Source organism: Pantoea sp. B65 (assembly GCF_047308185.1).
Taxonomy (GTDB): Bacteria; Pseudomonadota; Gammaproteobacteria; order Enterobacterales; family Enterobacteriaceae; genus Erwinia.
In genome coordinates, this window is the sequence record NZ_JAHXPU010000044.1 from 202,639 (window position 1) to 226,196 (window position 23,558).

Here is a 23,558-nt window from a genome sequence, read left to right on the forward strand (position 1 = left end):
ATAATCAATCGCGACCTGTCCCGCTGCCCAGTGACAGCCACTGCTGCCACCTCTGTCAGCGCAACCCACATAGCAGGGTTAGCCCAGGCGGGCAATAGCCAGATAGCATTGACCTCGCTGACGTCCTTAACTGCCGCGTTGCCACTACCAGCGGCGAGCTATCAGCGCCACCGTCAGTTTAGCGCGCAACCGCTGTTGTACCCTGCACCTCTCCCGCCGGCGAATCACTATCCCCCTGCCGTATTTTTTTACCCGCCGCCACCATCCGCATTCAGATCGCCGCCGAATTTTTCTGCCTTATTGTCAGCCACCCTCCAGCCCGCTGCCGGGATGAATGCCGAACCCGCCGCATCACCCTCCGCCCTGCTCAGAAAACGTTCGCTGCTGCAGCGGGCAAAAGATCATGCGGCGCGCCACAGCAACGTCATTTCGCAACATCAGCGCACGCTGAAAAAGAATAAAGCCAGCCTGCCGCCGGTCGACCCCCTGAGCGGCAGCAGGGTAAACATCGCCGACCAGCCAGCCGCTGACAAGCTGACAGCGGCCGCAGAGCAATGGCTACAGCAACAACCCGCGCCACGCAACGCGCTGGGTAAGGTGGTGGTGCTAAAGGTGGCGAAGATCTTTACAGACCATGAAACAGAGATTAACCGGCTGGGTATTACGCCGGCACTGCTGGCCGGCCGGTTTAACATCTCAGCAAAATCGCTGACGATCACCATCGCCGGACTGAAAAGAGAAATCCTGCCGGTTGAACCACTTAACGGGCAACAACAGCTATGGCTGGAACGACATGCGCTGAAAAAACCGTTCTCCGGAAAAGCCAGAGGCCGGTCGATTGCGCAATTTTACTGCCAGCAGGAAGCAGAGCTGATCCGGTTCGGTATTACTCAGGCACAGCTGGCAAAATTTCACGCCATAAAACTGCACAGCCTGCAGAAACGGATACGTGAGGTCAGGCATGGCGCCTCTGGTCAGGGATATCTTCTGACCGCGGAAACCGAAAAATGGCTTAAGACCTGTTGCTGGCGCCGGAACGAAGATGGCAAAGTGAGAATAGTGGATATCGCCGCATTCTGGCTTAACCAGCAGCCCCTGCTGCAGGCTCAGGGGGTGATCGTCAACGATCTGGCAGCATTTCACCAGATAAATGTTTACTCGCTAAAAAAACAGATCGGCAGGCTCTGCAAGCAACAGAGCATTCCACCACGCATACTGACTGACAAAGCCCGTACGTGGCTTGACCAGTGGCCATGGCGCCGTGACCCGCAAGGAAAAGTCTCTGCCGTGGAGATTGCCCGCTTCTGCCTTGACCAGCAGGAGGCGTTAAAACAGAACCAGCTCTGTCGGGAAGATCTGATTTTGTACCACGGCGTGTCAGAAAATGTGCTGAAATATCAGATACGCAAATTGCAGCAGAAAGCTCTGCAGTACCAGTCGATGAGGCTGAGCGCGGAGCAAAAGCAGTGGCTTGAGCAGCTTAAGCTGCCGGGCGATATCACCCCTGATACGGTTGCCCGGCTCTGTATGCAGCAGCAGCGGCAGATTAAACAGCACGAAATCAGCGATTTTCAGCTGGCGGAACATTTTTCGCTGCCAGTCGGCGCCTTAGCGAAGAAGCTGGCGGAATTGCGCCGAAGAAAGAAAGCCGCGCTGCTGGTGCTGACGCCTGCGGCGGCAAACTGGCTCAGTGAATTTCAGCCTGACGGCAAGGTGACGGTCAGTTCCATTGCCCGTCTCTGCCTGAAACATGAGCCGCAGCTAAAGGCGCTGAAAATCAGCATCGACAGAATTGCGGTTCAGTTTGATGTCCGTCCCGATACGCTGTATCAAACCATAAGTAAATTTCGTCATAAGAAGAAAGGCGGAGCATCAGGCGAGACGGAAATCACCATCAAACAGGAAGCGGATAACGATTCCGAGCTGACGCTCTGGTACTCGCAACAGCTCCGCGTCCTGCAACGCCTGCCGGTGCTGATAGCCAAAGAAGATGAACGCATAGCCCTCGGATATGAACAGGGGCCGCTGCGTGAATTGCTGGCAGAGGTGGAGGTCGAAACCCTGAAACTGAATAAGCTGCCGCCCGATCTCAAACTCAGTCCGGCGGCTGGCGAACGGGCGTCACAACAGATGCGGGCCCATGTGCACGCTGCGCAGCATGGCACCCTCCACGAGCTGATTAAACAGCAGGGATATTATGCGTTGCATGTTGATTTTGCACGCCCGGAATTGGGCACCGGGCTGATTGCGCTAACCGATATTCCGGCCGGGACCATGTTGGGCATCTATTCTGGCGTGGTGTACCGCAATAAAAAAGAGTATGACGCGGCAGTCAAAAACGCCGATATAAATTTCCCGGTCTATTCATTTGAATTACGCGCTGCACGAGCACGGCGAAAGGAAGGCGGGCAGAAGAAAAAACCGCTGATGGTTAGCGCCGGAATTGGCGGTCATCTGCTGACAGGCTATATGGCGTTTCTGAATACCGCAGAGGTAACGGCGGAAGGAAAAGTGCTGGCATCGGCAAACAATAACGTCGTCGCGGTGAAAGCAGGCCATAACATTATTGCGTTTATTGCCAGGCGCAATATCCGCGCCGGGGAAGAGTTGTTAACTGACTATGGCCGCTATTATTCACTGCAACATCACCACCCGTTTGCGGTAAAAACCGAACCTGAAGCGCATACGCCGGACAGCAGCGGATAGCCTATCTCTGCCGACCGCCCGCGCTGAAACGCAGGCAATAAAAAAGCGGTGGGTATCAGCCACCGCTTTCGCATTCACTTATGTCACTCAAAGCTTATTCCCGGAATAACGCTTCGATATTCAGTCCCTGAGTCTGCAGAATTTCACGCAGACGACGCAGACCTTCAACCTGAATCTGACGTACACGCTCACGGGTCAAACCAATTTCGCGACCCACATCTTCGAGCGTTGCCGCTTCGTAGCCTAACAGGCCAAAACGACGAGCCAGTACTTCACGCTGCTTGGCGTTCAGTTCGAACAGCCATTTAACGATGCTTTGTTTCATATCATCGTCTTGCGTGGTGTCTTCCGGACCGTTGTCTTTCTCATCGGCCAGAATATCCAGCAGCGCTTTTTCAGAATCACCGCCTAACGGGGTATCGACTGACGTAATACGTTCATTGAGACGCAGCATACGGCTGACATCATCAACAGGTCTATCAAGCTGTTCAGCAATCTCTTCCGCACTCGGCTCGTGATCAAGCTTATGGGAAAGTTCACGCGCTGTACGCAGATAAACATTCAGTTCTTTAACGATATGAATCGGCAGACGAATGGTCCGGGTTTGATTCATAATCGCCCGTTCAATAGTCTGACGAATCCACCAGGTGGCATAAGTAGAGAAACGGAACCCTCTTTCCGGGTCAAACTTCTCTACGGCGCGGATCAGGCCGAGGTTACCTTCTTCAATCAGGTCCAGTAGCGCCAGACCTCGATTGCTGTAACGACGGGCAATCTTCACCACCAGGCGTAAGTTACTCTCAATCATCCGGCGACGAGATGGAATGTCACCACGTAGCGCACGGCGAGCAAAGAAAACTTCTTCCTCTGCCGTTAAAAGCGGAGAATAGCCAATCTCTCCTAAATAGAGCTGCGTCGCATCCAGGACTCTTTGTGTCGCACCCTGCGACATCAACTCTTCTTCAGCTAACTCATTATCACCAGGTTCGTTTCCGACAAGAGCCTTCTCGTCAAAAATCTCAGCTCCGTTCTCGTCGAATTCCGCGTCTTCGTGTAACTCGTTAACTTTCAGCGTATTCTGGCTCATAAGCGGCTCCTACCCGTGATTCCCAGGGCAGAACACCAGATTTAGGGTTCTGCCGGTTTATCGCTGCGGTAAATAACGCAACGGGTTGACGGATTTCCCCTTGTAACGAATTTCAAAATGCAATCTAACTGAACTGGTACCGGTGCTGCCCATCGTCGCAATCTTCTGACCCGCTTTAACTTCTTCCTGCTCGCGAACCAGCATTGTGTCGTTGTGCGCATATGCACTCAGGTAATCATCGTTATGTTTGATGATAATCAGATTACCGTATCCACGTAAGGCGTTCCCTGCATATACCACACGCCCGGAGGCAGTTGATACGACAGGTTGTCCGCGTGAACCCGCGATATCGATTCCTTTATTGCCGCCTTCGGAGGCAGAGAAGTTGTCGATAATCTTACCATCAGTAGGCCAGCGCCAGCTTCCCACCGGAGTGGAGCTATTTGTGGTGCTACTGACTGTCGGAGCGATAACCGGGGCTGTTGTCGTTGCAACAGTTGTTCCCGCTGAAGGCAACATCTTGCCTCCACTTGATTTACCAGAATCTTCAGAATACGTAATAACCGGTTGTTGTGCAACCGTTGACGATTTAATTTGCGTCGCGGCCGGCGGCACCGGAACGCCGCCCTGGGTGGCATCCGCGACAGTAATGGAATTGCCGCCAGTAATCGATGATCCGGAGCCGTTACTAACCTGCAAAGTCTGGCCCACATTGAGACTGTATGGCTCTGTGACATTATTGCGTTGGGCTAAATCACGGAAATCATTGCCGGTAATCCAGGCAATATAGAACAGGGTATCGCCACGTTTCACCGTGTAGGTTTCGCCGCTGTAACTACCTTTCGGAATCTTCCCATAACTGCGGTTGTAAACGATGCGACCATTTTGCGTCTGCACGTTACTCTCCGCTGAGCCGATTGAGGTGACGGGGGCTGCTCCTCCCGATAACATCCTGCCGCCGGATGAACGACTACTCATCATACCTGAGTCACCGCCAACGCTGCTGATAGGAGCCTGTGCAGAGTTGTTGTTAGAGCAACCCGCCAACCAAAAACCAACCAGCGAAACTGCCGCAATACGGCTCAATTTAAATCCTGGGCTTCCCGTGCTCATCTATCCCCCGTGACGGCAAAACTGTAACCAGTTACCGGTTCAAACCCGGCGACACACGCAAAGCGTGGCGTCTGGCCGCAAGCGGCAACTGGCAGAAATTACTAACGATACTAACAACATCAACACCACCGTGCCATTAATCAGTTGTGTAGAAATGCTGACAATGGCTGATGGCGTGCGGCTTTAAGCCAGGTCGCCTTTTACCAGCGGGACAAAACGCACCGCTTCTACAGTATCGACCACGAACTCGCCACCTTTACGCCGGATGCGTTTCAGCACCTGCTGCTCTTCCCCTACCGGCAACACCATTATGCCGCCGTCATCCAGTTGCGACATCAGTTCAGTCGGAATTTCGGGCGGCGCGGCGGTAACAATAATCGCGTCAAACGGCCCGCGCGACGGCCAGCCTTGCCAGCCATCGCCGTGACGGGTAGAGACATTATGCAAATCAAGCTGTTTCAGACGGCGCTTGGCCTGCCACTGCAAACCTTTAATGCGCTCGACAGAGCAGACATGCTCCACCAGATGCGCCAGTATCGCCGTCTGATAACCGGAACCGGTGCCAATCTCCAGCACCCGCGACGTTGGCGTTAATTCAAGCAGGGCGGTCATTTTCGCCACCATATACGGTTGCGAAATGGTCTGACCGGAGCCAATCGGTAATGCCACGTTTTCCCAGGCTTTATGTTCAAACGCCTCATCGACAAAACGTTCGCGCGGCACCTCTTCAATTGCCTTTAGCAAACGCTCATCTTCAATGCCCTGCTGGCGTAACTGTTCCAGCAACGTATCAATACGTTTGCTCACCATTCCCCATCAACCTCGGCTTTGGTTAACCAACTGGCGACCACATCTTGCGCACCATGCGCGGTTAAATCGACATGTAGCGCGGTGAGCGAAACGTAGCCCTCATCCAGCGCGGCAAAATCGGTATCCGGGCCGGCATCAAACTTATCGCCCGGCGGGCCGATCCAGTAGAGCGTATTACCGCGCGGATCCTGCTGCGGGATCACCTGATCGGCGGGATGACGGCTACCGCAACGGGTAACCCGGATGCCTTTAATCTGGTCAAGCGGCAGATCCGGTACATTGATATTCAGAATCCGCCCGGTGCGCAGCGGTTCTCGCTGCAGGGCGCGCAGGATGTTGCAGGTGATCGCCGCTGCGGTTTCATAGTGCTGATGCCCGTCCAGCGATACCGCCAGCGCCGGTAAACCGAGATGGCGCCCCTCCATCGCCGCCGCAACGGTGCCGGAGTAGATGACATCATCGCCAAGGTTAGGCCCGGCGTTAATTCCGGATACCACAATATCCGGTTTCGGCTGCATCAGCGCATTAACGCCGAGATAGACGCAATCCGTTGGCGTTCCCATCTGCACCGCAATATCGCCGTTAGGATAGGAGAAGGTACGTAACGGCGTTTCCAGCGTCAGTGAATTTGAGGCGCCGCTGCGATTGCGGTCGGGCGCAACAATTTGCACCTCAGCAAACGCACGCAAGGCCTTCGCCAGAATCTGAATACCCGGCGCATGAATACCATCATCATTACTCAGCAATATCCGCATCGTCACCTTCCAGCTCCAGGATTTCACGTACTACGCTGGTGGCAAAACTTCCGGCTGGCAGCCAGAAATTCAGTTCTACCGTAACATCATCCCACCAGTTCCAGCGCAGTTCACGCGGGATAACTAACATTGCGCGGCGTGCCGCTTCGACACCTTCGCGTTCAGGCAGTGTAATCAATTCTGCCTCTGCCGCCAGGCACTGCTGTTCAAATGCCAGCGCCGCATCACGACTTCCCCACTCACCGCGGCCAGGAAGCGGCGCGGTAATCCGCAACTCATGCTGATCGACCCGTTGCTGCAGCGTCTCCAGTTCAGCCGCTTCGGCGACAAACCAGCTGCCGCGACCGGTCAGTTGCAAGGCATCGCCGGCCATGACCTGACACAGAGAGTGTTGCTGCGCCAGCCGATCGCTGGTCACCTGGTTAAACATCGCGCTGCGCGCCGCCGACAGCATAAAACTGCGCTTACTGCGCTCGCGCACGCGGATTTCATCCGCCGCCCAGCGCCGTGCCTGCAGCAGGTTATTGCCGCCGCGGCCAAAGCGCTGCAGGCCAAAATAGTTAGGTACGCCCAGCTGGCTAATCTGCGTCAGACGCTGCTCAACCGCAGCGCGATCGCTAATCTGACGTAGAATCAGCTTAAACGCATTGCCCTGCAATGCGCCAGTGCGTAGTTTGCGCTTATGGCGCGCGCTTTCCAGCACTTCACAGCCTTCGAGATCAAAAGCGGACATATCCGGCGTCTCTTTGCCGGGCAGACGCAGGCAAAACCACTGTTCGGTGACCGCATGGCGGTCTTTCATCCCGGCAAAGCTGACCTCGCGCGGCGGAATGCCGGTAAATTTGGCCAGCGCATCGGCGACAAAACGCGTGTTACAGCCATTTTTGCGCAGACGCACCAGCAGATGCTCGCCTTCGCCATCCGGGCCGTAACCCAGATCTTCAATCACGATAAAATCTTCCGGATTGGCTTTCAGCTTACCGCGCGCCGTCGGCTTGCCATGCAGCCAGCTCAGATTCAGCATATCCATCAGGCGTTAACCTTAATCAGCAAAGCCACCGCTTCACAGGCGATACCCTCACCGCGCCCGGTAAAACCGAGCTTCTCGGTGGTGGTGGCTTTGACATTGACATCATCCATATGGATGCCGAGATCTTCCGCGATATTAATCCGCATCTGGGGAATATGCGGCAGCATTTTCGGCGCCTGGGCAATAATGGTCACATCGACATTGCCAGGTCGATAGCCTTTTTGCTGAATTTTCGCCATGGCCTCACGCAGCAGCAGGCGGCTGTCCGCGCCTTTAAATGCCGGATCGGTATCAGGAAACAGTTTGCCGATGTCACCCAGCGCCGCAGCGCCGAGCAGCGCGTCAGTCAGCGCATGCAGCGCCACATCGCCATCCGAATGCGCCAGCAAACCTTTTTCATAAGGAATTCGCACACCACCGATAATCAGCGGGCCTTCGCCACCAAAAGCATGGACATCAAAACCGTGACCGATACGCATTTTGCGCTCCTTATTTATTATGTAATTGAGTCAAATAGAAGTCGGCCAGCGCCAGATCCTCAGGCCGCGTGACTTTAATATTATCGCTACGCCCTTCCACCAGTTGCGGATGGTAACCACAATACTCCAGAGCCGAGGCTTCATCGGTAATAGTGGCACCTTCATTGAGCGCGCGCAGCAAACAGCTGCGCAGCAGGTCGAGCGGGAAAAACTGTGGGGTCAGCGCATGCCATAAAGCATCGCGATCCACGGTATGCGCAATATCTGCTTTACCTGGTTCGGCACGCTTCATGGTATCGCGCACCGGCGCGGCGAGGATACCGCCGACGCGGCTGGTAGCGGCAATCGCCAGCAGGCGCGCCAGATCGTCTGCATGCAGACAGGGGCGCGCGGCGTCATGCACCAGCACCCATTCGGCGTTGCCGGCTGCCTGTAAGCCCGCCAGCACCGAATCTGCCCGCTGGCGCCCACCGGTAACCGGGGTAATGCGCGCATCGCGGGCGATGGCCAGTTGCTGAAATTGCACATCATCGTCACTGAGCGCCACAATAACGCGCGTCACCGCCGGGTGCGCCAGCAGGCTGGCAATACTGTGTTCGAGAATGGTTTGCGTGCCAATGGTCAGATATTGTTTCGGACAGTCAGACAGCATACGGCTGCCGATACCGGCCGCGGGAACCACGGCGATAATCTCGGGAAAGGAACCTGCCATATTGGTCATTCGTTATCGTTGTTGATTTTGAGCTGCCTGTTGCGCGTTTCGTCGGTTTTGATCCGGCACAAGGCGATAGAAAGTCTCGCCGGGTTTAATCATGCCCAGCTCGCTACGTGCGCGTTCCTCAATCGCCTCCGAACCGCCATTCAAATCATCGATTTCGGCGAAGAGCTGATCGTTACGCGCTTTTAGTTTGGCGTTATTCGCCTGCTGTACCGCGACGTCATCGCTGACGCGCGTATAATCATGAATGCCGTTCTTGCCCAGCCAGAGCGAATATTGCAGCCAGCCTAATAGAACAAGTAACAACAGCGTCAGTTTACCCATCACGCCCCCTGAAAAACGGCTCAATCATCCCATAACTTTTGGCCCGACTCCACTCTACAGGCGAAATTGAGTAGCTTTATCAGAATCACGCACAAAAGTTCTGCAAATGGCTATCGTCTTTGCCGGTGAAACAGGGGGGGGGGGTTAGCGGCCAGGGGGAAGATTCAGAACAGGGTTAATCGTCAGCGGTGATGCGGCTGGCTCAGCAAAGATTTGTAACGCGGCGAAACATACTCACCAGGCGCAAACCGCGGGGAGCGCCTTACCAGCCAGTGAGAAACGAGAACAGCAACCAGAACAGACAAATCACCGCCAGCACCGTGGCAATACAGGTCCAGACCAGCCGGCCACGCAGCAGCAGGCTAAAAGCGATGCCAATTAATACCGAAACCGGCAGCAATGCCAGGAAGAAAGGCCAGGTGTAGAGGAAGAAAAACAGCGTATTAGAGCCGTACAGCAGAAACGGGATCGCCAGGGCGAGCCAGTATGACACAAAGCCAATGACCCCACCGGGGAAGGACCACGAGTGTTCGTCCTGGTCACGTTCATCTTTACGAGCAAGCATGGGGGTAACGTTCTGCATAAGTATCCTGTTGACGCGTTGTCGGCACGCTCTCTGGCGTTTGACACCCCTTCTTATTCAGGCTGCGGGAACCCTTTTGCAGCGGAAGCCATGCATGGCTCCCCTACCGATCCCGCCCTGAAGAATAATGGGTATACCGTAACTATCTCAGGAATTGATAATATCGCGGCCACGCAGTACGTCTAACAATTGCGCTATCAATTTTGTTACCAATTGTTCGCCATCCAGCCGGATTTCAGCCTGCTCCGGCGCCTCGTAAACCGCGTCGATACCGGTAAAATTGCGCAGTTCTCCGGCACGGGCTTTTTTATATAAACCCTTCGGATCGCGCGCTTCACAGATGGCGAGAGGCGTGTCGACAAACACCTCAATAAAGCGCCCTTCACCCAGCAGATCGCGCACCATCTGACGTTCAGCACGATGGGGAGAAATAAACGCCGTCAGCACCACCAGACCCGCATCGACCATCAGTTTGGCCACTTCCCCGACGCGACGAATATTCTCTTTGCGATCGTCATCGCTAAAACCGAGGTCGCGGCACAGGCCATGGCGCACGTTATCGCCATCCAGCAGATAGGTACTGACGCCATGCTGATGCAGCGCCTGCTCCAGCGCGCCGGCCACCGTGGATTTACCCGAACCGGACAGCCCGGTAAACCACAACACCACGCCCTGATGGCCATGCAGCGTTTCCCGCTGCGCACGCGTTAACGTGTGCGCATGCCAGATAACATTTTCATCATGTGCGGCGGCCATTACTGACCACCCAGCAGATCGCGCGCGCCCCAGTGTGGGAAGTGACGACGCACCAGCGCGTTTAACTCCAGCTCGAAGGCGCTGAAATCGGTGCGGTTCTGCGCCACATCATGCTGCGGCTCGCGGATCATCCCGGCGCCTACGGTGACGTTGCTCAGACGATCGATAAAGATCATTCCGCCGGTCACCGGGTTCTGCCGATAGGCATCCAGCACCAGCGGTTCATCAAAAGTGACGTCCACCAGCCCGATACCGTTCAGTGGCAGAATATCCACTTCACGCTGCGTCAGGCTGTTAATTTCTACCTGATGCTGAATCTTTTCGATACGCGCCCGGGTTTTCTTGCCGGCGATTTTAACGTCATAACTCTGACCTGGCGATAATGGCTGCTCCGCCATCCACACCACGTCAATCGATGCGCCCTGCACCGCTTTCAGCTCAGCATCGGCGGCCACCAGCAGATCGCCACGGCTGATATCGATTTCATCTTTCAGCACCAGCGTCAGCGCTTCACCGGCAGCCGCCTGTTGCAGATCGCCATCAAAGGTGACGATACGGGCAATAGTCGACTCCACGCCGGATGGCAGTACTTTCACCCGCTGGCCCACCTGCACCGTACCGGATGCCAGGGTACCGGCATAGCCACGAAAATCGAGATTCGGGCGGTTAACATACTGCACCGGGAAGCGCATCGGCTGCTGTTCCACTACCCGCTGCACTTCAACGGTTTCCAGCAGGTCCAGCAGGGTCGGACCGCTGTACCAGTTCATCGCTGCGCCCGGCGCCGCGACGTTTTCGCCTTCCAGCGCCGACAGTGGCACAAAGCGAATATCCAGATCGTCCGGCAGCTGGGCGGCAAAATCGAGGTAATCCTGTTTGATCTGCTCGAAGGTTTCCTGCCGGTACTCCACCAGGTCCATTTTATTGATCGCTACCACCAGATGTTTGATCCCCAGCAGGGTGGAGATAAAACTGTGACGACGAGTTTGATCCAGCACGCCTTTACGCGCATCGATCAGCAGGATCGCCAGGTCACAGGTAGAGGCGCCGGTAGCCATATTACGGGTGTACTGCTCATGCCCCGGGGTATCTGCGATAATAAATTTACGCTTCTCGGTAGAGAAATAGCGATACGCCACATCAATGGTGATCCCCTGCTCACGCTCCGCCTGCAGACCATCCACCAGCAGCGCCAGATCGAGTTTTTCCCCCTGAGTACCGTGACGTTTGCTGTCATTGTGCAGTGAAGAGAGCTGATCTTCATAAATCTGCCGGGTATCGTGCAGCAGGCGACCAATCAGCGTACTTTTCCCGTCGTCGACGCTGCCACAGGTAAGAAAACGCAGCAGGCTTTTATGTTGCTGCGCGTGCAACCAGGCTTCCACCCCACCCTGATCGGCAATTTGTTGTGCAATAACGTTGTTCATCTGGCAGCTCCTTAGAAATAACCCTGGCGTTTCTTCAGCTCCATTGAGCCGGCCTGGTCGCGGTCAATCACGCGTCCCTGACGTTCGCTGGTGGTCGATACCAGCATCTCTTCGATGATCTCCGGCAAAGTCCGGGCTTCAGACTCTACGGCGCCGGTGAGTGGCCAGCAGCCGAGGGTACGGAAACGCACCATACGCTGCTCGATCACTTCACCAGGCTGCAGATCGATACGGTCGTCATCGATCATCATCAGCATACCGTCACGTTCCAGTACCGGACGCGGCGCCGCCAGGTACAGCGGAACGATCTCAATATTTTCCAGGAAGATGTACTGCCAGATATCCAGTTCGGTCCAGTTCGACAGCGGGAAAACACGAATGCTTTCACCTTTGTTAATCTGGCCGTTGTAGTTATGCCATAGCTCCGGACGCTGGTTTTTCGGATCCCAGCGGTGGAAACGGTCGCGGAACGAGTAGATACGCTCTTTGGCGCGTGATTTCTCTTCATCACGGCGCGCGCCGCCGAAAGCGGCGTCAAAGCCCCACTTATTCAGCGCCTGCTTCAGCCCTTCGGTTTTCATAATATCGGTATGTTTGGCGCTGCCGTGGACAAAAGGATTGATCCCCATCGCCACCCCTTCCGGGTTGCGATGCACCAGCAGTTCGGCGCCAATGCTTTTCACCATGCGGTCACGGAACTCGTACATTTCGCGAAACTTCCAGCCGGTATCAACATGCAGCAGCGGGAACGGCAGGGTTCCCGGATAGAAGGCTTTCCGCGCCAGATGCAGCATCACGGATGAATCTTTACCGATGGAGTACATCATCACCGGGTTAGAGAACTCCGCCGCCACTTCGCGGATAATATGGATACTCTCCGCCTCCAGCTGACGCAGATGAGTGAGTCGTTTTTGATCCATAATCTTTCCTCAAGCCAAATTCACAACGGCGGATTCACGTCCGGCCTGCTGTGCTGAATGTTGAAACCAGGCCAACTGCGCATGCAGATTGACGACTTCGCCAATCACCAAAAGCGCTGGCGTTGGGGCGCGTTGCGCCAGTTCTTCGAGCTGTTCAAGCGTGCCGGTCAAAACCTGCTGGTCCTGCCGGGTGCCGCGGCCAATCACCGCCACCGGAGTGTTAGCATCGCGGCCATGGACAATCAGCTGCTGGCTGATTTCTGCCGCCTTCACGGTGCCCATATAAATTGCCAGCGTCTGGCGCGCGCGCGCCAGGGTCGGCCAGTCGGTACCATCGCCGTCACTGCGGCAATGACCGGTAACAAACAGTACGCTCTGGGCGTAGTCGCGATGGGTCAGCGGAATACCGGCATACGCCGTCGCCCCGGCGGCCGCAGTGACGCCCGGCACCACCTGGAACGGGATACCCGCCGCCTGCGCCGCCTGCAGCTCTTCGCCGCCGCGGCCAAAAATAAAAGGATCGCCCCCTTTCAGGCGCACCACACGTTTGCCTTGCTGCGCCAGTTCCACCAGCAGACGGTTGGTCTCCTCTTGCGGCACGGAATGCGCGCCGGCACGCTTACCGACACAGATACGGTCGGCATCACGCCGGACTAAATCTAAGATGTCATCACTGACCAGGTGGTCATACAGCACCACATCCGCCAGTTGCATAACCTGCAGGCCGCGCAGCGTCAGCAGACCGGAATCTCCCGGTCCGGCGCCGACCAGCACGATTTCGCCCTGGGTTTTCTCCGGATTGACCAGTTGCTCATCCAGCGTCTGTCGCGCGCCCTGAACATTGCCGGCAGCGACCTGACTGGCGAACAGGCCGTTAAAGGCACGTTCCCAGAAGCGGCGACGGTCAGACATCTTGTTAAAACGCTGCTTTACTTTGTCGCGCCACTCACCGGCAATCTGCGCCATCTGCCCGAGGTTAGCAGGCAGTAACGCCTCCAGTTTTTCACGCAACAGACGCGCCAGTACCGGTGCAGTACCGCTGGAAGAGATCGCCACCACCAGCGGTGAGCGATCGACAATCGAAGGAAAGATAAAGGAGCATTTCGGCTGATCATCAACCACATTCACCAGCCGGTAGCGCAGATTAGCCGCCGCAGATACCCTGCCGTTAAGCGTACTGTCATCGGTGGCGGCAATCACCAGGAACACGCTGTCGAGCTGTGCTTCGTCAAAAGCGGTTGCCAGCCATTCGACTTCGTCAATCTCAACTAACGCCTGTAGCTCTGCACACAATTCGCGGGAGGCAATTTGTACCCGAGCGCCTGCACGACGCAGCAATTCAATTTTGCGCGCCGCAATGTCACCACCGCCCACCACCAGTACCGGTTTAGACTTGAGATCGGCAAAAATCGGAAGATAGTCCACGTCGACCTTATCGAAAATAACAGAAAGTTAACGGACTATACGTCTGCTGCTTCCCTCAGACGAAATTACTTATTGGAATGAGTAGTTACCGAATGGAATAACGCCATAGCTAAGCTGATAACAAAATGTGCTTAACAGATGATATTCAGCAGGTTTCAGAGCGAATGTAATTGTCTGACTGCGATCACAATTTCATACTAGTGCGGTAAAAAATTTCGCTGGTGCGCCATCGGATGACGCCTAAGGATCCTGAAATGTTCTCCCCCCTACGAATGTGCCTGCTGGCCGCGCTGCTCAGTAGCGCTATCGCTTTACCCGTTAGCGCCACGGAGCTCCCCGTCGGCAAGCAGGCTGAACAACAGTTACGCAATATCGCCACCTGGTTCCCGGGCCGGATGATCGGCAGCCCGGCGGAGTTGCTGACCGCAGACTATCTGCAGCAGCAGTTCAGCGCGATGGGTTACCACAGCGACAAACGCGATTTTCATACCCGCTATCAGTACCTGCACAAAGATGGCAGCGCCGTCTGGCGTAACGTTACCGGCACTTCGGTTATTGCCGCGCGTGAAGGGAAAGTGCCGCAGCAAATCCTGGTGGTCACTCATCTTGATACCTGGAGTCCGCTAAGCGACGCCGATGTTCAGCGCAATCTCGGTGGCCTGCGCTTACAGGGGGCGGACGATAATGCCGCCGGTCTTGGCGTGATGCTGGAGCTGGCGCAGCGCCTGAGCCAGTTGCCGCTGCATTATGGCATTCGCTTTGTGGCGCTGAGCGGCGAGGAGATTGGTCAGCACGGTAGCCAGGACTACCTGGCGCGCATGAAGCCTGAAGAGAAGAAAAACACCCTGCTGGTGATTAATCTCGACAGCCTGATCGTTGGCGATAAGCTCTATTTTAACAGCGGCAGCAAAACCCCGGCCGCGGTCGCGCGTCAGACACGTGACCGTGCCCTGACCATCGCCCGCGGTTATGGTATTAGTGTCGACAGCCATCAGGCGGTAAACAGTGACTATCCGGCAGTGAATAGCTTTGACAGCGCTGGTTTTCCGCTGCTGAACGTGCGTGCCGCCAACTGGACGCTGGGTAACCAGGATGGCTGGCAGCAACGACGCATCTCGGGTCATTTCCCGCAGGGCATTAGTCGCCATCAAACCGAGCGTGATAATCTCAGTTATATCGATCGCTGGCTGCCGGGGCGCATTACGCAGCGCAGCCGCGACAGCGTGAAAATCCTGTTGCCACTGATTAGCGAACTGGCGAACCCGCCGGTGCAGAAGAAAAAGGAGCCGTAATGTACATTGTTTATCTGAGTTATCACCGTCCGGTGGCGGAAGTCGAAAGCTTACTGCAGCCCCATATTGAGTGGCTGGATCGCTACTTTGCCGCCGGGGTATTTATCGCCGCCGGACGCAAAGATCCGCGCACCGGCGGCGTAATCGTGGCAAAAGATATCGATCGCCCGCGTCTGGATAGCATTCTGGCGGAAGATCCTTTTGTTGCGGTGGCGAACTATGAGGTGACCAAAGTGAATGTGACACGCGCCTCAGAACAGTTTAATGCGCTGGTCGGCATCTAATAACAACGGGGCGTATTGATGCGCCCCGCGGTGATAATTAACCTTCGTGCAGGCCGCACTCACGTTTCAGGCCAAAGAAGCGGGTCTCTTCTTCTGCCATACCCGGCTCCCATTTACGCGTAGTATGGGTATCGCCGACCGACAGATAGCCCTCATCCCATAGCGGATGATAGCTGAGACCATTCTGCTGCAAATACTGATACACCTGACGGTTATCCCAGTCGATGATCGGCAGGATCTTAAATACGCCGCGCTGGATCGCCAGCACCGGCAGATGGGCACGGCTGCCGGACTGATCGCGCCGCAGACCGGCAAACCATGTCTGGCCGCCGAGGGTGGCCAGCGCGCGGTTCATCGGTTCAACCTTGTTAATCTGGTTGTATTTCTCGATGCCTTCCACACCCTGTTCCCACAGTTTGCCGTAGCGTGCTTCCTGCCACGCCGCTGACTGCTCAGCGCGGAACACTTTCAGGTTCAGATCCAGCTTTTCGGTTAGCGCATCGATAAACTGATAGGTTTCCGGAAACAGATAACCGGTATCGGTAAGGATCACCGGAATGTCTGGCTTCTGGCGGGTAACCAGATGCAATGATACCGCCGCCTGAATGCCAAAGCTGGATGACAGGACAAAATCACCCGGCAGATTTTCCAGCGCCCAACCGACACGCTGTTCAGCAGACAGCTTTTCCAGCCGGGTGTTGACTTCCGCCAGCGCCATTACACGCTCAACTTTCGGCATGTCGTTCAGTGCTGCGAGATCGAATACAGACATTATCGCCTCCGTTATTCCCAGAAATCACGCGCCGGATCAAGCACCGGCTTCACCACGCCAGCGCGGATGGTGAAATCGCCAAAGCATTCACCGGCTTCACGCTCTTGCGCCCAACGCCCGACCAGTTCATCAATGCTCGCGAGGATCTCTTCTTCATTAATATTCTCACGATACATCCGTGGAATACGTGTGCCGATGCGGTTGCCGCCAAGATGCAGGTTATAACGCCCCGGCGCTTTGCCCACCAGACCAATTTCAGCCAGCATGGCACGGCCGCAACCATTCGGACAACCGGTAACGCGTAGCACTATGTGCTCTTCGCCGACGCCGTGTTTATTCATCAGCCCTTCGACCTTAGTGACAAAGTCAGGCAGGAAGCGCTCGGCTTCGGCCATTGCCAGCGGACAGGTGGGGAACGATACGCACGCCATTGAGTTTTCGCGCTGGGCGGTAACGTTTTCCATCAGCCCATGACTGCGGGCAATCTCTTCAATCTTACTTTTCAGTTTTTCCGGCACGCCGGCCACAATCAGGTTCTGATTAGCGGTCAGACGGAAATCACCCGGATGAATTTTAGCAATCCCGGCGATGCCTGATTTTAACGCGCGGCCGGGATAATCCAGCAGACGACCGTTTTCAATAAACAGCGTCAGATGCCATTTCTTATCGATGCCTTTCACCCAGCCAAAGCGATCGCCGCGGGTGGTGAATTCGTACGGACGAATGGGAGCAAAAGTGATGCCGGCACGGCGCTCCACTTCCTGCTTAAAGGTCTCGACGCCGACGCGCTCCAGGGTGTATTTGGTTTTCGCATTTTTACGGTCGGTACGATTCCCCCAGTCACGCTGCGTGGTGACCACCGCTTCCGCGACTGCCAGCGTCTTGTCCAGCGGCAGAAAACCAAACTCGCTGGCAGTACGGGCGTAAGTCGCTTTATTACCATGGTCAATCGATAAACCGCCGCCGACCAGCAGGTTAAAGCCCACCAGCTTGCCCTTCTCGGCAATAGCGATAAAGTTCATATCATTGGCGTGCAGATCAACATCGTTATGCGGCGGCACCACCACCGTGGTTTTAAACTTACGCGGCAGGTAAGTTTCACCCAGAATCGGCTCCTGATCGGTGGTGGCGACTTTCTCCTGATCCAGCCAGATTTCCGCATAAGCGCGCGTCTGCGGCAGCAGATGCTCGGAGAGCTTTTTCGCCCACTCGTAAGCCTCCTGATGCAGTTCTGACTCAACCGGATTCGAGGTACAGAGTACGTTACGATTAACGTCGTTAGCGGTCGCCAGCGCGTCCAGTCCGACTTCGTGCAGCATCTGGTGCGCCGGTTTCACATTGCCCTTCAGGATGCCGTGAAACTGGAAGGTCTGACGGTTAGTCAGGCGCACGCTGCCATAAATGGTGTTGTCGCTGGCGAATTTATCAATCGCCAGCCACTGGGTGGGGGTGATAATGCCGCCCGGCAGACGGCAGCGCAGCATCATCGCATGACGCGGCTCCAGCTTCTGTTCGGCGCGTTCGGCGCGGATGTCACGGTCATCCTGCTGGTACATACCGTGAAAACGGATCAGCAGGAAGTTGTCACCACGGAAACCGCCGGTCAGGCCATCGTTGAGATCGTCAGCGATGGTGCCACGCAGATAGTTACTCTGCTTTTTCAGACGCTCGGCGTCGGTCAGTTTACCTTCAACGACCAACGGTCCAGGATGTTTTTCGCTCATTAGTAGACGTCTCGCTGATAACGGCGCTCAATGCGCAGCTCACTTAAAAATTCGTCAGCCGTTTCGATGTCCATGCCACCGTGTTCGGCTACCACTTCCAGTAATGCCTGCTCAACATCTTTTGCCATACGATTGGCATCGCCGCAGACGTAAATGTGCGCGCCTTCCTGAATCCAGCTCCACACTTGCGCACCTTGTGCGCGGATCTTATCTTGTACGTAAACTTTATGCTGCTGGTCGCGCGACCAGGCTAAATCAATATTAGTCAGCAGGCCATCTTTCACATAGCGCTGCCATTCCACCTGATAGAGGAAATCTTCGGTAAAGTGCGGGTTGCCAAAGAACAGCCAGTTCTTGCCGCCGGCACCCTCGTTATCACGCTGCTGCATAAAGGCGCGGAACGGCGCGATACCGGTACCGGGCCCAATCATAATCACCGGTGTTTCCGGGTTGGCAGGCAGACGGAAGTTATCGTTATGCTCGATAAACACCCGAATCTCGCCCTCTTCTTCCAGACGGTCGGCCAGCCAGCCTGATGCCCCACCGCTGCGCGGACGGCCATCAATCTCATAGCGCACCGCGCCAACCGTAATATGGACTTCAGTCTCGCTTTCCGCCTGTGAAGAGGCGATGGAGTAGAGACGCGGCGTCAGCGGACGCAGCAGTTCAATCAGTTGTTCGGCATGCAGCTCGGCAGGCGCCTGGCGCGCCATATCAACAATCGGCGTGCTCTGAGCATAATGCTGCAGTTTAGCCTTATCGGATACCAGCGCCAGCAGGGTTTCATTGCGCGACAAATGGGCAAAACCTTCGACGATCTGCGGCGTATTGACCGTCAGCTCAAAATGTTTCTGCAGGGCCTCTGCCAGCGGCAGCGTGGCGCCGTTGACTACCACCGCCTCATCACCTTTTAGCCAGAGCAATTCCGTCAGCTCCCGGACCAGCGCCGGATCGTTTTCATACCAGACACCCAGCGCATCCCCCGGCTGATAGCGTAGCCCGGAATCGCCTAAATCAATTTCGATATGGCGCACGTCTTTGTCGGAATTACGGCCAGTGATCTTCTGATTCAGCGCCAGACTGGCGACCAGCGGCTGTTGTTTGCTGTAAGGAGAGCTGTCCAGTTGATTGACGCTGCCGCTGGCGGTCACCGCCGCCGCCGCCGGCGATTCGGCAGGTACGCGCGCTTTCAGCACTTCAACAATTTGCTGGCGCCACTTGCGCGCATCTTCGGCATACTCTACGTCGGCATCCACGCGATCCAGCAGGCGTTTACCGCCCAGCTCCGCCAGCTTGCCGTCAAAATCTTTGCCCGCCTTGCTGAAGAATTCGTAAGAAGTATCGCCGAGGCCGAATACCGCAAAAGCGGTATCCGTCAATTTTGGCGCTTTCTTCGACAGCAGAAATTTGTGCAGCGCTACCGCCTCTTCCGGCGGCTCCCCTTCCCCCTGAGTGGAGGTGACGATTACCAGCAGTTTTTCCTGCGCGATCTGCTTAAATTTGTAGTCCCCGGCATTCACCAGATTGACGTTCAGTTTGGCCGCCAGCAGATCATCGCGCAGCTGTTCCGCCAGGCGACGCGCATTACCGGTCTGCGAAGCGGAAAGCACGGTGATGGCCGCGCTCGCTGCCGGCGCAGAGGCGCTAACGGCGGCAGTCGCCGGAGCCTGATTGACCATTCCCCAGAAGTAGCCGGAAAGCCATGCCAGCTGCGTGGTAGAAAAATCACCTGTCGCCGCCTGCAAGCGTGCGAGTTGCTCCGGGTTAAGCGGAAGCAGATTACCTGGGGGAGCCTGAGTCGTCATTACGTTGAAAATTCCAGTGTCTGTGGTCCGGGACATAAGATGAGGTAGGTTACCGAGTGACATAATAACCATTAAATAAGCGTTGGAAATAATAAATAACCAAAATGACTAAGTGGTTTTTCGGGTAAGGGTTAACAGCAAAACAGATTAATAAAAACAAATATAATCAGCAGGTTACTCATCAGCAATTTCCTGAAAGAAAGTTGTTGACGCAGGCAGGCGCGAAACGGGTGCGAAAAAAGGTGTTTTCCGTTAGACTTCGTCGGTTTTTTGATGAGATTGAGACTGTAACAATGGCAACCACGCTTTTTAAAGATTTCCAGTTTGAAGCCGCGCACCACCTGCCGAATGTACCGCAAGGCCATAAATGTGGTCGTCTGCATGGGCACTCGTTTTTAGTGCGCATTGAAATCACCGGCGAAGTGGATGCGCATACCGGCTGGGTAATGGATTTTGCTGAGCTGAAGGCGGCTTTTAAGCCGTTATACGATCGCCTTGATCACTATTATCTTAACGATATCGCTGGTCTGGAGAATCCGACCAGCGAAGTGCTGGCAAAATGGATTTGGGATCGGATGAAACCAGCGCTGCCGGAACTGAGTGCGGTATTGGTAAAAGAGACCTGTACTGCCGGCTGTGTCTATCGCGGTTGATGCGCCTGGTACATGGTGCATGCCATTGGCACGGGCGGCATTAATGCCGCCCCTACGGGAATGGTGCTGATCAGGCAATATTCAGATACTTATGGGTTTGCATCGATAAGCGCCAGTTGCGCGCAATACAGGTTTCAATACACAACTTAGTGGCATCCTCTTTCTGACTGATCGGCTGTAACGCTATGATGCGCGGTTTAGCGTCGCTCAGCGTCGCCAGCAGCGCCTCTAACGCCGCAATATCACGCTGACGCGCTACCGGGTGCTTAATCTCATCGGCACGCGTTAACGCCTGCGCCAGCACATCATAGCCGCCGCGCATATTCACCTTCGGTGAAACCGTCACCCAGCTGTTGGCCGAGCAGTGGACTTCATGAGTGCCGCTGGTTTCGATCTGGCAGCGATAGCCTGCGGCTTCCAGCTGCAGGGTTAACGGCGTCAAATCATAGATAGCCGGCTCACCGCCGGTAATCACCACGTGACGTGCAGTCCAGCCCTGCTGAGCAATCATCGCCAGCAGCGCACCGGCATCTGCCGGGCCCCAGGCATCACTCTCAACGGTCTTCACCAGAATATCGCCCAGCGACGTCTCCCGATTGGCCAGCTTATCCCACGTATGTTTGGTATCGCACCAGCTGCAGCCAACCGGGCATCCCTGCAAGCGGATAAAAATTGCCGGTACGCCGGTATAAAACCCTTCGCCCTGCAATGTCTGGAACATCTCATTAATCGGGTACTGCATCACTTTCTCGCTAGCGGGTGGAATCAGAGGGCGCAGATTATGGCAGATCACCACAGTTGCGCCAAATATCATTGTTAGAAAAACACAAGAGCACTTTACGCTTATGCTCACAGCTAACAAAAAGAAAGAGGGTTGAAGGCAATATCAGCTGCTCAGCAAACCGTAGCCGCCGGGATTACATAAATTTATCCTGGTGCATCTGCATCATCGCCTGACGCGCCACATCATTTGCTCCGCTAAGGGTAAAGTGACCATAATCGAAAGCGCTGGGCTGACCATTGGACGCCAGCGCATGACACATATCATTCGGACACAGGATATTGTATACCGAGATATATCCCACTTGCTGCTGCCTGGCGACCTGCTGTACCTGGTGATCGATAGCTTTAATATGCTTATTGATTGAATTAGCTACCAAGTCCTGTCGTCCATTTTGCTGATAGGCCAGCAGGTCCGGCAGTGGTTCGTTGTACTCCACCGTCGGCCCCATTACGATGATATTAGGGGTATTCTTTTTCAGTTCCTTTAGGGTTACTTGCAGCTGCGCCATATCTTCTGGTAACCAGCGTGCGGAAATAATCACGCCATCCAACTTATGATTCGGCACCCACTGGCGATACACATATTCCATCAACTCTGTGCATTTATTATTGATTTTTTGCTGATTCACGGGCTTACAACCTGCAGATGTCGCCTGCATCAGATTGACATTCTGCCCGGCGGCAATACTGAGCGCACGCCACAGATGGGCACCATGGCTGTCACCGATCAACAAGTAGTTCTTTTCCGTTACTGAAGTTTTAAGACAGAAATCACGATTATATTTATCCTTTTCTTCATTATTGCCATCAATAAAACAACTGCCGGCACGAAACTGATAATAATATTCCTCAGTGCCGTGATACTGAGAGAACTTGGCCAGCGTCAGCGCTTCTGTGGAAAACTGGCCGGAGTGATTATTAAAGTGCCCGACATAAAAAGTTGCCCCCCCCAGGACTACCAACCCGGCGACGGACGCGGTAACAATCCCTGTCGGATGTAGTGCCGAAAGTTTGTAGCGGAAAGGAATTTCGATCAGATAACGGGAAGCGATCGCCAATGCAAAAGTTGTCGCAATGATGGCAAAGTCTCGCGTATTTTCACTAAAATTAAAAAACATCTTCGCATAAACAATAATCGGCCAGTGCCAAAGGTAGAGGCAGTAGGAAATCATGCCGATATAGACAACGGGTTTTAACGCCAGCAGGCGATTAATGGCAGCGTCACGGCCAGCCAGAATTATCAGAAAGCTACCAACACATGGCCATAACGCATTCCATGAAGGGAAAGGTTTACTGCTATCCAACCAAAAGAAACCAAACAGTATGCATGCCAGACCGGTAATGCTGATCAGATGCCGGGTCTGCATGCGCAGCGTGCTGGCCTTTGTTTCGAGGGAGGAAACAGCAATCAGACCACCAATAGCCAGCTCCCAGGCACGGGTAGGCAGCATGTAGAAAGTAAAATCAGGCTTCTTTAATACGCCAGCGATACTGAGCAGGAAAGAGGCGGCAATAATCAGCAACATCATCTGGGTTATTCGCTGACGGCACCAGCGCACAGCCAGCAACAGTACGACAGGAAACAGAATATAGAATTGCTCTTCCACCGCCAGCGACCAGGTATGCAGCAGAGGCTTCAGCTCAGCTGGCCCGGCAAAGTAGTCCACTTGTGACCAGAAGAAAATATTGGAGGAGAATAGTGTTGTGGCAATAGCGCTGTTACCCAAATCTGTAAACTGAGTTGGTAACAAATGGTGATAGCCAAATAACAGAGTCGTGATTAATACCACAAATAGCGGAGGCAAAATGCGCAAACAACGCCGCTTATAGAAATCGAGATATGAAAATTCCCCTTTTATCGCCCCCTGCCAAATAATGCCACAGATCAGGTACCCAGAAATAACAAAGAAAATATCCACCCCGGTAAAACCACCGGAAATAATGGGGACCCCCATATGGTAGGCAATAACAGGCAGTACTGCTAGCGCCCGAAGGCCGTCAATATCTGCACGATATTTCATCAGGTAAACCTTCCGTAAAATTACAGTTTATTACGTAATACTTACACATGCCTGACGATAAAGGCGAGACTTAACATAAATAGGACAAAGA

22 protein-coding genes are annotated in these 23,558 nt (G+C 54.7%); 4 read left to right on the forward strand and 18 right to left on the reverse strand.

Annotated features, from left to right (window positions below; all coding sequences use genetic code 11):
- The first annotated feature begins 300 nt into the window (after positions 1 to 300).
- A complete protein-coding gene (locus tag JWF83_RS23520) occupies positions 301 to 2,706 on the forward strand; it encodes an SET domain-containing protein (protein WP_413652924.1) in 2,406 nt (801 codons plus the stop codon).
- Between the two features lie 94 nt (positions 2,707 to 2,800).
- Here JWF83_RS23520 and rpoS read toward each other — a convergent pair whose 3' ends face one another.
- From rpoS to cysG, 13 genes are all read right to left on the reverse strand, one after another.
- On the reverse strand, positions 2,801 to 3,793 hold the full coding sequence (gene rpoS, locus JWF83_RS23525) for an RNA polymerase sigma factor RpoS (protein WP_413652925.1): 993 nt from the start codon (positions 3,791 to 3,793) through the stop codon (positions 2,801 to 2,803).
- 57 nt (positions 3,794 to 3,850) lie between these two features.
- The gene (gene nlpD, locus JWF83_RS23530; protein WP_413652926.1) at positions 3,851 to 4,906 is read right to left on the reverse strand and encodes a murein hydrolase activator NlpD; all 1,056 of its coding nucleotides are present in this window, start codon (positions 4,904 to 4,906) and stop codon (positions 3,851 to 3,853) included.
- 183 nt (positions 4,907 to 5,089) lie between these two features.
- Positions 5,090 to 5,716 carry a protein-L-isoaspartate(D-aspartate) O-methyltransferase gene (locus JWF83_RS23535; protein ID WP_413652927.1) on the reverse strand — a complete coding sequence of 209 codons (627 nt, stop codon included), beginning with the start codon at positions 5,714 to 5,716 and terminating at the stop codon, positions 5,090 to 5,092.
- The gene (gene surE, locus JWF83_RS23540) at positions 5,710 to 6,471 is read right to left on the reverse strand and encodes a 5'/3'-nucleotidase SurE (RefSeq protein ID WP_413652928.1); all 762 of its coding nucleotides are present in this window, start codon (positions 6,469 to 6,471) and stop codon (positions 5,710 to 5,712) included. Before surE ends, JWF83_RS23535 begins: the two co-directional genes overlap by 7 nt.
- Positions 6,452 to 7,501, reverse strand: coding sequence for a tRNA pseudouridine(13) synthase TruD (gene truD / locus JWF83_RS23545; protein ID WP_413652929.1), 1,050 nt, complete (start codon positions 7,499 to 7,501; stop codon positions 6,452 to 6,454). The genes surE and truD overlap by 20 nt, the downstream gene beginning before the upstream one ends.
- Positions 7,501 to 7,980, reverse strand: coding sequence for a 2-C-methyl-D-erythritol 2,4-cyclodiphosphate synthase (ispF, locus tag JWF83_RS23550; RefSeq protein WP_413652930.1), 480 nt, complete (start codon positions 7,978 to 7,980; stop codon positions 7,501 to 7,503). Before ispF ends, truD begins: the two co-directional genes overlap by 1 nt.
- Positions 7,981 to 7,990: 10 nt before the next feature.
- Positions 7,991 to 8,701: a 2-C-methyl-D-erythritol 4-phosphate cytidylyltransferase gene (ispD, locus tag JWF83_RS23555; RefSeq protein ID WP_413652931.1), complete on the reverse strand. Its 711-nt coding sequence runs from the start codon at positions 8,699 to 8,701 to the stop codon at positions 7,991 to 7,993.
- Between the two features lie 3 nt (positions 8,702 to 8,704).
- Positions 8,705 to 9,022 (reverse strand): cell division protein FtsB, encoded by a 318-nt coding sequence (gene ftsB, locus JWF83_RS23560; RefSeq protein ID WP_413652932.1) that lies wholly within the window; start codon positions 9,020 to 9,022, stop codon positions 8,705 to 8,707.
- 262 nt (positions 9,023 to 9,284) lie between these two features.
- Positions 9,285 to 9,605 (reverse strand): DUF3561 family protein, encoded by a 321-nt coding sequence (locus JWF83_RS23565; protein WP_413652933.1) that lies wholly within the window; start codon positions 9,603 to 9,605, stop codon positions 9,285 to 9,287.
- 147 nt (positions 9,606 to 9,752) lie between these two features.
- A complete protein-coding gene (gene cysC, locus JWF83_RS23570; RefSeq protein WP_413652934.1) occupies positions 9,753 to 10,361 on the reverse strand; it encodes an adenylyl-sulfate kinase in 609 nt (202 codons plus the stop codon).
- Positions 10,361 to 11,788 (reverse strand): sulfate adenylyltransferase subunit CysN, encoded by a 1,428-nt coding sequence (gene cysN / locus JWF83_RS23575; RefSeq protein ID WP_413652935.1) that lies wholly within the window; start codon positions 11,786 to 11,788, stop codon positions 10,361 to 10,363. The genes cysC and cysN overlap by 1 nt, the downstream gene beginning before the upstream one ends.
- Before the next feature lie 11 nt (positions 11,789 to 11,799).
- Entirely contained in the window at positions 11,800 to 12,708 is a 909-nt protein-coding gene (gene cysD / locus JWF83_RS23580) for a sulfate adenylyltransferase subunit CysD (RefSeq protein ID WP_413652936.1), read from the reverse strand.
- Positions 12,709 to 12,717: 9 nt separating this feature from the next.
- Positions 12,718 to 14,133: a siroheme synthase CysG gene (gene cysG, locus JWF83_RS23585; RefSeq protein ID WP_413652937.1), complete on the reverse strand. Its 1,416-nt coding sequence runs from the start codon at positions 14,131 to 14,133 to the stop codon at positions 12,718 to 12,720.
- A gap of 254 nt (positions 14,134 to 14,387) precedes the next feature.
- Here cysG and JWF83_RS23590 point away from each other — a divergent pair, with 254 nt between their 5' ends.
- Both JWF83_RS23590 and JWF83_RS23595 read left to right on the forward strand, forming a co-directional pair.
- A complete protein-coding gene (locus JWF83_RS23590) occupies positions 14,388 to 15,425 on the forward strand; it encodes an aminopeptidase (protein ID WP_413652938.1) in 1,038 nt (345 codons plus the stop codon).
- The gene (locus JWF83_RS23595) at positions 15,425 to 15,709 is read left to right on the forward strand and encodes a YciI family protein (protein ID WP_413652939.1); all 285 of its coding nucleotides are present in this window, start codon (positions 15,425 to 15,427) and stop codon (positions 15,707 to 15,709) included. Before JWF83_RS23590 ends, JWF83_RS23595 begins: the two co-directional genes overlap by 1 nt.
- A gap of 37 nt (positions 15,710 to 15,746) precedes the next feature.
- On the opposite strand, the gene JWF83_RS23600 is transcribed toward JWF83_RS23595, so the two are convergent.
- Genes JWF83_RS23600 through cysJ form a run of 3 tightly spaced genes read right to left on the reverse strand, consistent with a single transcriptional unit; the run spans position 15,747 to position 20,010 of the window.
- The gene (locus tag JWF83_RS23600; protein ID WP_413652940.1) at positions 15,747 to 16,481 is read right to left on the reverse strand and encodes a phosphoadenylyl-sulfate reductase; all 735 of its coding nucleotides are present in this window, start codon (positions 16,479 to 16,481) and stop codon (positions 15,747 to 15,749) included.
- Between the two features lie 11 nt (positions 16,482 to 16,492).
- Complete coding sequence (gene cysI / locus JWF83_RS23605; protein WP_413652941.1) at positions 16,493 to 18,205, reverse strand: assimilatory sulfite reductase (NADPH) hemoprotein subunit; 1,713 nt, start codon at positions 18,203 to 18,205, stop codon at positions 16,493 to 16,495.
- Positions 18,205 to 20,010: an NADPH-dependent assimilatory sulfite reductase flavoprotein subunit gene (gene cysJ / locus JWF83_RS23610; RefSeq protein ID WP_413652942.1), complete on the reverse strand. Its 1,806-nt coding sequence runs from the start codon at positions 20,008 to 20,010 to the stop codon at positions 18,205 to 18,207. Before cysJ ends, cysI begins: the two co-directional genes overlap by 1 nt.
- A gap of 293 nt (positions 20,011 to 20,303) precedes the next feature.
- Between cysJ and queD the strand changes: the two genes are divergently transcribed.
- Positions 20,304 to 20,663 carry a 6-carboxytetrahydropterin synthase QueD gene (gene queD / locus JWF83_RS23615; RefSeq protein WP_413652943.1) on the forward strand — a complete coding sequence of 120 codons (360 nt, stop codon included), beginning with the start codon at positions 20,304 to 20,306 and terminating at the stop codon, positions 20,661 to 20,663.
- A 70-nt stretch (positions 20,664 to 20,733) separates the two neighbouring features.
- Here the strand turns inward: queD and queE are convergent, their stop codons facing one another.
- Entirely contained in the window at positions 20,734 to 21,405 is a 672-nt protein-coding gene (gene queE, locus JWF83_RS23620) for a 7-carboxy-7-deazaguanine synthase QueE (RefSeq protein WP_413652944.1), read from the reverse strand.
- Positions 21,406 to 21,580: 175 nt separating this feature from the next.
- Positions 21,581 to 23,467: an acyltransferase family protein gene (locus JWF83_RS23625; protein WP_413652945.1), complete on the reverse strand. Its 1,887-nt coding sequence runs from the start codon at positions 23,465 to 23,467 to the stop codon at positions 21,581 to 21,583.
- Between the last annotated feature and the right edge of the window lie 91 nt (positions 23,468 to 23,558).